At 74.7% G+C, this 9,870-nt stretch carries 9 protein-coding genes; 2 read left to right on the top strand and 7 right to left on the bottom strand.

Translation table 11 applies throughout. From position 1 onward, the window contains the following. From ABZS66_RS58085 to ABZS66_RS58055, 7 genes are all read right to left on the bottom strand, one after another. Positions 1 to 262, bottom strand: a 262-nt coding sequence (locus tag ABZS66_RS58085; RefSeq protein ID WP_354773008.1) for a hypothetical protein, incomplete at its 3' end; no start/stop codon positions are given. Next, entirely contained in the window at positions 259 to 1,317 is a 1,059-nt protein-coding gene (locus ABZS66_RS58080) for a Gfo/Idh/MocA family oxidoreductase (protein ID WP_354773006.1), read from the bottom strand. The genes ABZS66_RS58080 and ABZS66_RS58085, both read right to left, overlap by 4 nt. Beyond that, a complete protein-coding gene (locus ABZS66_RS58075; protein WP_354773004.1) occupies positions 1,314 to 2,192 on the bottom strand; it encodes an amidohydrolase family protein in 879 nt (292 codons plus the stop codon). Before ABZS66_RS58075 ends, ABZS66_RS58080 begins: the two co-directional genes overlap by 4 nt. A 4-nt stretch (positions 2,193 to 2,196) precedes the next feature. Continuing rightward, positions 2,197 to 3,015: an enoyl-CoA hydratase/isomerase family protein gene (locus ABZS66_RS58070; RefSeq protein ID WP_354773002.1), complete on the bottom strand. Its 819-nt coding sequence runs from the start codon at positions 3,013 to 3,015 to the stop codon at positions 2,197 to 2,199. After that, positions 3,012 to 4,190: an acyl-CoA dehydrogenase family protein gene (locus tag ABZS66_RS58065; RefSeq protein WP_354773000.1), complete on the bottom strand. Its 1,179-nt coding sequence runs from the start codon at positions 4,188 to 4,190 to the stop codon at positions 3,012 to 3,014. The genes ABZS66_RS58070 and ABZS66_RS58065 overlap by 4 nt, the downstream gene beginning before the upstream one ends. Then, positions 4,191 to 5,195 carry an acyl-CoA dehydrogenase family protein gene (locus tag ABZS66_RS58060; protein WP_354772998.1) on the bottom strand — a complete coding sequence of 335 codons (1,005 nt, stop codon included), beginning with the start codon at positions 5,193 to 5,195 and terminating at the stop codon, positions 4,191 to 4,193. Continuing rightward, the gene (locus ABZS66_RS58055) at positions 5,192 to 6,028 is read right to left on the bottom strand and encodes an enoyl-CoA hydratase/isomerase family protein (protein WP_354772996.1); all 837 of its coding nucleotides are present in this window, start codon (positions 6,026 to 6,028) and stop codon (positions 5,192 to 5,194) included. The genes ABZS66_RS58060 and ABZS66_RS58055 overlap by 4 nt, the downstream gene beginning before the upstream one ends. Positions 6,029 to 6,089: 61 nt before the next feature. On the opposite strand from ABZS66_RS58055, the gene ABZS66_RS58050 reads away from it, so the two are divergent. Continuing rightward, on the top strand, positions 6,090 to 7,046 hold the full coding sequence (locus tag ABZS66_RS58050; protein WP_354772994.1) for a hypothetical protein: 957 nt from the start codon (positions 6,090 to 6,092) through the stop codon (positions 7,044 to 7,046). Beyond that, positions 7,043 to 9,870 (top strand): indolepyruvate ferredoxin oxidoreductase family protein (locus tag ABZS66_RS58045; protein ID WP_354772992.1); only part of this gene is annotated, 2,828 nt, incomplete at its 3' end. The genes ABZS66_RS58050 and ABZS66_RS58045, both read left to right, overlap by 4 nt.

Here is a 9,870-nt window from a genome sequence, read left to right as displayed (position 1 = left end):
TCTGCTCACCGCCCGCAGTACGGTGGGTGCGGTTGAGCCGGGACAGCGTCTGGAGGGCCACGGTGGCGTGCACGACGGCGACGCCGCCGGCGCGGGCCGCGGCCAGCAGGCGGCGCACGTTGTCCACGCCACCGGAGGCGCGCAGCTGCTCGCCGAGCTCCGGCACCAGGCTCTCGGTGCCGACGATGCCGCGCTGCAGCTCCATCGTCAGGACCGCGGTGCCGCCGGGCCGGACCACGGCGGGATCGAGTCGCCGGCTCATGCGACGCCTCCGACGGTGATGGTGCGGCGCTGCTCGGCCGACGTCTGGACCGCCTCGACGACCCGCAGGACGGCGAGGCCGTCGGCGAACGTCGCCGGGCGGGGGAAGCCCGGCGCGGCCGCGCGGGAGAGGCGCTGGTGCAGCCAGCGGGCGAGTCCGGTGTACGACGCGATCTCCTGCGCGGTCCACGGCCGGGTGTCGCCGGGGTCCGCCGGCGCGGGCGGTGGCGCGGCCGGGGTCAGGTCGTGGGAACCGTCCGGCGTGGTGAGGTGGGCGCGGCCGTCCACGACGGACACCGTGCCGGCGGTGCCGGCCACCCGGGTCACCTCGACCGGCTCGCCCCAGGCCGCCGCGCACTCCTGGAGCACGCCGGTCGCGCCGTCGGCGGTGCGGAACAGCACGCCGTAGCCGTCGTCGGCGCCGCCGCCCGCCCGGGGTACCGCCTGGCCCACGGTCGCCGACACCTCCACGATCGGGCCGAGCCACAGTTGCAGCTGGTCGATCAGGTGGGTGCCGTTGGCCCGCAGCCACCCGCCACCGCGCGCCGGGTCGAACCACCAGCCGGGCGCGCCCGCGTCGGCCGCGGCCAGCATCGGGTAGGAGCGCATGACCGTGGCCGTGTGCGGCCGGCCGATCCGGCCCGCGGCGATCGCGGCGCGGACCGCCTCGATCGCGGGGTCCCAGCGGAACTCGGTGCCGACCAGCGCGACGACGCCGGCCGCGTCGGCCGCCTTGACCATCGCCTCGGCCTGCTCCACGGACAGCGCGAGGGGCTTCTCGCAGATGACGTGCCGGCCGGCCGCGACGGCCAGCCCGGCCAGCTCGGCGTGCGTGTCCGGCGGCGTGGCGATGGTGACGACCTCGGCGCCGGTGGCCTCCAGCGCGGCCGCGAGGGTGGCGAACCCGGCCGGCACACCGACCCGCGCGGCCCGGCGGGCCGTCCGCTCGGCGTCCCGGCCGACCAGCGCGGCGACCTCGAAGCCGGCCGCCCGCAGGGCCGGCACGTGCACCCGCAGCCCGAAGCCGGTGCCGACGACGATCGCCCGCCCGGTCATGCCGCACCCCCACCGAGCACCCGCAGGGCGTTGGTGCGCAGGAACTTCTCCCACACGTGCTCGTGCAGCGGCAGGTCGTCGAGCTCGGTGAAGATGCGCTCCAGCGACAGGCCCATCGGGAAGTACCCGGCGTAGAGCACCTTGTCCGCGCCGCGGGTGTTGGCGAAGTCCAGGATCTGCCTCGGGTAGTACCGCGGGGCGAAGGCGCTGGTCGAGTAGTACAGGTTCGGCCACTTCAGCAGCAGCTTCACGGCCAGGTCGACCCACGGCTCGCAGCCGTGGCGGGTGACGAAGCGCAGCTCGGGGAAGAACCAGCAGACCTCGTCGATGAGGGCGACCTCCTGGGCCGCGAACGGGATGCGGGGCCCGGGCACGCCGGCGCAGACGAAGATCGGGATGTCCAGGTCGACGCAGGCCGCGTACAGCGGGTAGAACCGCTTGTCGTTGATGGGCACCGGCGGGTTCAGGCCGCTCGGCATCGCGCTCGCCGCGACCACGCCGAGCTCCTCGACCGCCCGCCGCAGCGCCCGCACGCCCTCCATCCCGGCGTTGGGGTCGACCGGGAACGCCCCGAGGAACCGCTCGGGGTGGGCCTTCAGCGCGCCGACCGCGAGCTCGTCGTCGAAGCTCACCGTGATCATGCCGCGCTCGACGCCCCAGCGGTCCATCTCCAGCAGCACGGCCTTGGCGCCGTCGGCGCTGAACCGCTGGTCGGGGAGGCCCTTGAACATGTACTCGGCGGGGAACCGGTACGTCTCGCGGCTCTCCTGGTCGCGCAGCTGGGTGCCGAGGAACCGGCGCCAGCTGTCGTCGTCGGGTCCCTTCGGGATGCCCATCATGAGGTCGATGACACCGATGTCGGTGGGTCTGGGCATCGTCTCACCACCCCCGGAAGACCGGGTCGCGCTTCTCGGCGAAGCTGCGCAGCCCCTCGGCGCTGTCCTCGGTCCAGACGTTCATGGCGACGGCCATCTCCTCCCGGTCGAACGCCGCGACCCGGTCCGCGTCGAGGGACTGGTTCAACAGGCGCTTGGCGAGCCCGATCGCGACCGTCGGCCCGGCCGCGAGCCGGGCCGCCAGGGCGTCGGCGGTGGCGTCGAGGTCCGCGGGCTCGACCAGTCGGTGCACGATGCCGAGCCGCTCGGCGTCGGCGGCGGACAGGTCGCCGCCGAGCAGCAGCAGCCGCTTCGCGTGGTGCAGCCCGAGGATGCGGGGCAGCAGGTACGCCGCCCCGGCGTCGGGCACGATCCCGCGGGTCATGAACAGCTCCGCGAACCGGGCCTGCGGCGAGGCCACGACGAAGTCGGCGGCGAGGGCGAGCTGGGCGCCCATGCCGGCGGCCACGCCGTTGACCGCGGCGATGACCGGCTTGGGGCAGTCGAGCACGGCCGCGATGAGGGCCTGCGCGCTGCGCACACCGGGCCCGGTCTCGCCCACGACCTTCGCCGGCCGGCCGTCCACCGGCTCACGCCGGGGGAGGCTGAGGTCACCGCCGGCGCAGAACGCCCGCCCGACCGCGGACAGCAGGACGGCACGGATCTCGACCGCCGAGCCGGCCTGCGCCAGCAGCGCGATCAGCCGTTCGCGCTGCGGCGGTCCGAGCGCGTTGCGCTTCTCCGGGCGGTCGAACACGATCCGGGCCACACCGTCGGCGACGGTGCAGCGCACCTGCCGGGTCACGTCCTCTGCGGTCGTCATGCGTTCGCCCGCCTCGGCTGGGCGCGGGGCAGGCCGAGGTGGCGCTCGGCGATGATGCCCCGCTGGATCTCGCTGGTGCCGGCGTAGATCGTGGTCACGACCGAGTGCCGGAACTCGTGCTCGATCCAGCCGTCGGCCGGCGCCTCGGTGCCGTGCCCGGCGAGCAGGCCGTCCGCGCCGGCGACGTCCATGAAGGACGACGCCGCCCGCATGAGCGCCTCGGAGCTGAACAGCTTCGCGAGGGACCCCTGCGTGTGGGGGAGGACGTCGCGGGACGTGAGCCAGGTCATCCGGTACCCCATGAGGCGGCTCACCTCGAGGTCGGTGCAGGCCCGGGCGAGGCAGGCGCGCACCTCGGGACGCTCGATCGGCGCGCGGCCGCTGGCGTCGGGCGTGCGGGCCCAGGCGACGGCCCGGTCGACCAGGTGCAGCAGGTGCCCGGCCGCGGCCGGCTGCCGCTCGAAGGCGAGCGCCACCATCATCACGTCCCAGCCGCCGTCGACCTCGCCGACCCGGGCGCTGTCGGGGACCCGGACGCGTTCGTAGAACGTCGCGTTGGTGCGCTCCCCGCCGAGCGTGTGCACCGGGCGGACCTCGACGCCCGGCGCGTCGAGCGGCACCAGGAACATCGTCAGGCCGCGGTGCTTGGGCACGTCCGGGTCGGTGCGGGCCAGCAGGAAGACGTGGCTGGCCTCGTGGGCCATGGTGGTGAACATCTTCTGGCCGTCGATGACCCACCCGTCGCCGTCGCGGGTCGCCCGGGTGCGGGCCGCGGCGACGTCGGAGCCCGAGTCCGGCTCGGAGTAGCCGAGGCACATGAGGGTCTCGCCGCCGAGGATGGCCGGGATGACCTCGCGCCGCTGCTGCTCGGTGCCGACGATCTGCAGCGTCTTGGCCACCAGCTCGGAGATGAGCCAGCCCTCGACCGGGATCCCGGCCCGGGCGAACTCCTCGTTGAGCGTCGCCATCTCGAACGGGTCCCGGCCCTGCCCGCCCTGCTCGACCGGCCAGGCCGCCTTCAGCCAGCCCCGCTCGGCCATCGCGCGGTGCACGCTCCAGCTGTGCAGGGTGCCGGAGTCGTGCACGGCGGCCGAGGTCGCCGGCGGCAGCTCGGCCAGGAACTGCCGGATCTCGGTGCGGAAGCGCAGCTGCGCCTCGGAGGGTTCGAAGTCCATCTACGGCCGCCCCTCGTCGGTGTCGGCCAGCGCGAGCGCGACGACGGCCTCGGTGGCCGCGCCGTCGCCGCCGGCCGCGTCGCTCAGGAGTCCCAGCGCCTTGGCCCGTCGGAAATAGAGTTGGATGTCGTACTCCAGGGTGTAGCCGTAGCCGCCGTGGGCGTGCAGGCTGCGGTCGGTGGCCCGGCGGGCGGCCCGGCCGGCGAACGTGCAGGCCATCGCGGCCAGCCCGAGGCGCCGGGCGCTGCCGGTGTCGGCGGCCCAGGCCGCCTCGAGGACGAGCAGTTCGGCGCCGTCCACGAGCGTCGCCGCGTCGGCCAGCTGGTGGGCCAGGGCCTGGAAGGCGCCGATCGGCTGGCCGAACTGGTGGCGGGTCTTCGCGTACTCCACGCCGAGGTGCAGCCCGGCGGTGCCGATGCCGACCAGGCCGGCCGCGGTGAGGACCCGCCAGTCGGCGAGGGCCTCGTCGAAAAGCTCGGGCGCATCTGGCCCGTCGGCCAGCGGCGTCGCGCCGGTGAGGTCGACGTGGCCGAGCGCGAGTCCGGCCAGGGTCTGCTTCGGCGTGGTGACGTCGTGGCCGGGCCCCGAGACGACGAGGCGGCCCTCGTCCCAGGCGATGACCCGGTCGGCGACCGCCGCCCAGGGCACCGTCCGGGCGATGCCGCCGATGGCCGGCCGGGGCGCGAACGTCACCAGGTCGGTGCCGGTGCGGCCGAGGCGGTCGAGCAGCCTCGTCGCGACCAGGGTCTCCACCAGCGGTACCGAGGCGAGGCACGCGCCGGCCGCCTGGGCGGCGACGACGAGCTCGGCCAGCCCGGCCGGCGCACCGTCGCGCGAGCCGGCGAGGTGCGGGAAGCCGAAGTCGGTGAGCACGGCCCACAGCGCCGGGTCGAAGCCGAGCGGTTCGGCCGCCCGGACCCGCGCCGGCGTGGAGTGGTCGGCGAACAGGGCGGTCAGGCCGGCCCGCAGGTCGAGCTGCTCGGTCGACAGCGAGAAGTCGATCATCGCAGCCGCCAGCGGGGCCGGTCGCCGGTCCGGAAGGCCTCCTGGCCGGCGGCCAGGGCGGCCGGGTCGGTGCCGGCGGCGACCAGCGCGTGGGCGACGCCCAGCGCCTGCCCCGGCGCCATCTCGGAGCCGGCCCAGATGGCGCGCAGGCTCGCCTGCACCGCGAGGGGCGGCAGGGCGGCGATGGTCGCCGCGACCGCCCCGGCCGCCGACCGCAGCTGGTCGCCCGGCACGACCTCGGACACCAGGCCGACGTCGAGCGCGCGGCGGGCCGACATCCGCTCGGCCGAGCCGAGCAGCGTCAGGCGCAGCACCTCGCCCAGGGGCATGCGCCGCAGCAGGTGCAGCGGCTCGAAGACGGCCGGCATGCCGAACGTGGTGTGCGGGTCGAAGAACGTGGCGTGGTCGGCGGCGATGATGATGTCGGACTCGCCGAGCAGGTAGAACGCGCCGCCGCAGGCGATGCCGTTGACCGCCGCGACGACGGGCTTCCACAGGCCGCACGACTTGGGGCCGAGGAAGTCGCCGACGTCCGCGCGCAGGAACGGGCTGCTCGCCTTCAACGCCGTGGCGGAGGAGGTGTCGTCGTCGAGGCCGGAGCGGTCGTAGCCGGTGCAGAACGCCTTCTCGCCGGCGCCGGTGAGGACGACGACCCGCACCTCGTCGTCGAGCCGCAGCTGCGCCCACACGTCGGCCAGCTCGCGCAGCATCGTCTCGTCGAACGAGTTCAGCACCTCGGGGCGGTTGAGCTCGACCCACGCGACCCCGGCGTCGACCGAGACCTGCAGCGTGGCGGGCGCCGCATTTTTGCTGGTCAGGGGTGTGTTGTGCATCACACGCCGAAGGTTATAAGGTTACGACCTTAGCGTCAAGGGTGGCAGAGAGGAGGCCGACGTGAATGCTGGCCGAGCGCATCGCCTGTTCACCGACGAGGCACTGCGCGAACTGTCGACGTCGCCCCGCGACCGCCTGCGCCGCCGGCTCGAACGCTCCGATGTGGACGGTCTGGGCGAGGAGCTGGCGGCGCTGGAGCACGAACACCGCGGGCAGCGCGAGCGCTACCTCGACTGGGTCACCACGATCCTCGACACCGCCGTGCAGCGGCACGGCCGCGCCGGCCTGCGCGCCCTGACGGTCCGGACGCTGGCCTTCTTCGCCGCCTATCCGGGCGTCGACCCGGTGCGGGACGAGGAGCCGGCCCCGATGGCCGACGAGGTCGCCGCGGCGGCCGGCCGCGGCGACGCCGGCGCCGCACTGGCGATCTTCGACCAACGGGAGGCCGAGTGGCGCTCGGCCGTCGACGTCCTGCGGGACTGGCTGTCCGCGCTGCTCTCGCAGGTGTACGCCGGATACGGCCCGGACGAGCTCGAGGCGTTCCACCGCCGCCGCGGCGAGGACGCCCTGCGCGGCCTCATGCGCGACATCGACCGGCCCGCGGGCGAGCGCCTGGTCAACCTCGTCCGCCTGCTGCAGGGCCACTTCACCGACGTGGTGATCAGCGAGGACGACGAGAAGTTCACGATCGTGCAGGACCCCTGCGGCACCTGCGCCCGGCAGGTCCTCGACGGCCGGTTCGCGGCCGGGCTCGGGCTCGCGGTCGTGACCGACGAGCACCCGGTGACCTGGGGCGGGCGGCCGACCACCATCTACCGCACCCACGTGCCGGTCTGGCACGTGGAGATGGCCCGCGAGCGCCTCGGCGTGCCCTGGCCGGTCAACCGCTGCCCGGCCGGTCTCGACGGCGGCGCCTGCACGATCCTGCTCTACAAGGACCCGCACGACCCGGCCAGCGTCGACCGGCTGCCCTCCACCAGCGAATCCGCCACCCCCGCAACGAAGGGCCGCTCATGACCGAAGTGGTGAGTGCGCCGGCCGGCTACCAGCTGACCGACCGCTACGACGCCGACGACGGCACCGTCGTCCTCACCGGCACCCAGGCCATCACCCGCATCCTCCTCGACCGCCACCGCATCGACCGGGCGGCCGGGCTGCGCACCGGCGGCCTCGCCTCCGGTTACCCCGGGTCCCCGCTGGGCGGGCTGGACCTCACCCTGCACCGGGCGGCCGCCACCCTCGCGGCCGAGGACATCCGGCACGTGCCCGGCGTCAACGAGGAGCTCGCGGCCGCCGTCGTCTTCGGCACCCAGCAGCCCTCGCCCGGCGGGTTCCGCGACGGCCTGCAGGGCGTCTTCGGGCTCTGGTACGGCAAGGCACCCGGCGTGGACCGCTGCGGTGACGCGTTCAAGCACGCCAACCAGTTCGGCGTGAGCCCGTTCGGCGGCGTCGTCGCGGTCGCCGGCGACGACCCGGCGGCCAAGTCCTCGTCGCTGCCGAACCAGAGCGAGACCGCCTTCTACGACGCGCTGATGCCGGTGCTCGTGCCCGGCACCACCCAGGAACTGCTGGACTACGGCGTGACGGGGCTGGAGCTGTCCCGCTACTGCGGCTGCTGGGTCGGGCTGAAGGTGGTCACCAACGTGGCCGACTCGGTCGGGTCGGTGAACCTGGCCCCCGACCGGCTGTCGCTCAAGCACCCGGCGCTCGAGATCGACGGCGAGGCGTGGCAGCACCGGCAGCGCGTCGACCTCGTCCCCACGATCCTCGTCGACCGGGAGCGGGACCTGCTCGAGCGCCGCCACCTCGCGGCCGTCGCCTTCGCCGCCGCCAACGGCCTCAACCGGATCGAGGGCGCCACCTCCGGCGCCCGGATCGGCGTCGTCGCGGCCGGCAAGACGTACTACGACGTCCGGCAGGCGCTGGCCGACCTCGGCCTGGACGACGCCGGCCTGCGCGAGCGGGGCGTCCGGCTGCTGAAGCTCGGCATGATCTACCCGCTCGACCCGTCCATTGTGGAGCGGTTCGCCGACGGCCTCGAGCACGTCGTCGTGGTCGAGGAGAAGCGCGACTTCATCGAGTCGGCGCTGCGCAGCGCGCTCTACCCGACCCCGCACCGGCCGACGGTCGTGGGCAAGCGCGACCGCGGCGGCCGGCTGCTCGTGCCGGCCCACGGCGAGCTCGGCGTCGACCTCCTCAAGCCGATCCTGCGCCGCGAGCTCGGCCTGCCCGAGCCGGCCCGGGCCGCCACCCGGGCCACCCGCTCCACCGGACCGATTCCGCTGCCGCTGCTGGCCCGCACCTCGGCCTACTGCAGCGGATGCCCGCACAACCGCTCGACCGTGCTGCCCGGCGGCGCCGTCGTGGGCGGCGGCGTCGGCTGCCACGGCATGTCGTACTTCGACCCGCGCCTCGCCGGCAACCAGAAGCTGCCGGTCGTGCCGATGGGCTCCGAGGGCGTGCCCTGGATCGGCATGGCCCCCTTCGCGCAGACCGGGCACATCTTCCAGCACCTGGGCGACGGGACGTACAGCCACTCGGGCCTGCTCGCGGTCCGCGCGTGCGTCGCGGCCGGCGTGAACATCACGTTCAAGATCCTGTTCAACGGCTACGTCGCGATGACCGGTGGCCAGGAGATCGCCGGTGGCATGTCGGTGCCGGCCCTGACCCGCGAACTGGCCGCCGAGGGCGTCAAGCAGATCATCGTGTGCGCCGAGGACACCGGCCGCTACCGGGGCGTGCGCGACCTGGCCGGCGGCGTCACCGTGCTGCCCCGCGACGAGATCCTGGCCGCGCAGGAGCGCCTCAGCGCGGTGGAGGGCGTCACGGTCCTCATCTACGACCAGGTCTGCGCGGCCGAGGCCCGGCGGCTGCGCCGCGCCGGCAGGCTGCCCACACCCGACCGCCGGGTGGTCATCAACGAGCTCGTCTGCGAGGGCTGCGGCGACTGCGGCGTGAAGAGCAACTGCCTGTCGGTCCAGCCGGTCGAGACCGAGCTCGGCCGCAAGACGCAGATCCACCAGACGTCGTGCAACTCCGACTTCAGCTGCCTCGACGGCGACTGCCCGTCCTTCGTCACGATCCGTACCACGACGGCCGCTCGCAATCCGCTGCGCCCCCGCCGGCCGGATTCGCAGGTGGCGCCGCCCGAACCCATGGCGAAGGCCAAGGCCGGCGAGCGGGCCTACGGCGTCTACCTGGTCGGCATCGGCGGCACCGGGGTGGTCACCGTCAACCAGGTCCTGGCCACGGCGGCCCTGCTCGACGGGCTGCACACGGCCGGCCTCGACCAGACCGGGATGAGCCAGAAGGCCGGCGCCGTCGTGTCCCACCTGCAGATCAGCGCCACGCCGATCGCCGACCGCACCGCCGCGGTCGCCGCCGGCCAGGCCGACCTCTACCTCGTGTTCGACCTGCTCAGCGGGGCGGCGCCGCAGCACCTCGCCCGCGCCGACGGGCAGCGGACGGTGGCGGTCGTCGCCTCCTCGCTCACGCCGACCTCGGCCGTCGTCACCGACATCGCGACCAGCCTCCCGCCGGCCGGCGCGCTGCTGGAGCGCATCCGGGGTGTGGCCGGCCGCACCACGGCCGTCGACGCCGCCCGGCTCAGCCGCACCCTGTTCGGCGACGAGACGACCGCCAACGTCCTGCTGCTCGGGGCGGCCTACCAGGCCGGTGCGGTACCGCTGTCGGCCGCCTCGATCGAGGAGGCGATCCGGCTCAACGGCGTCGCGGTCGACACGAACATCGCGGCGTTCCGGGCCGGGCGCCGCCACGTGGTCACCCCGGACGCCGGGCCGGCAGCGCCCGCCGCGCCGGCCGGCCGCCTGGGGATGGCCGG

It is taken from the genome of Dactylosporangium sp. NPDC005572 (genome assembly GCF_040605515.1).
Taxonomy (GTDB): domain Bacteria; phylum Actinomycetota; class Actinomycetes; order Mycobacteriales; family Micromonosporaceae; genus Dactylosporangium.
The sequence above is the reverse complement of the archived record's forward strand: the minus strand, read 5'-3'. Positions and strand labels throughout refer to the sequence as shown.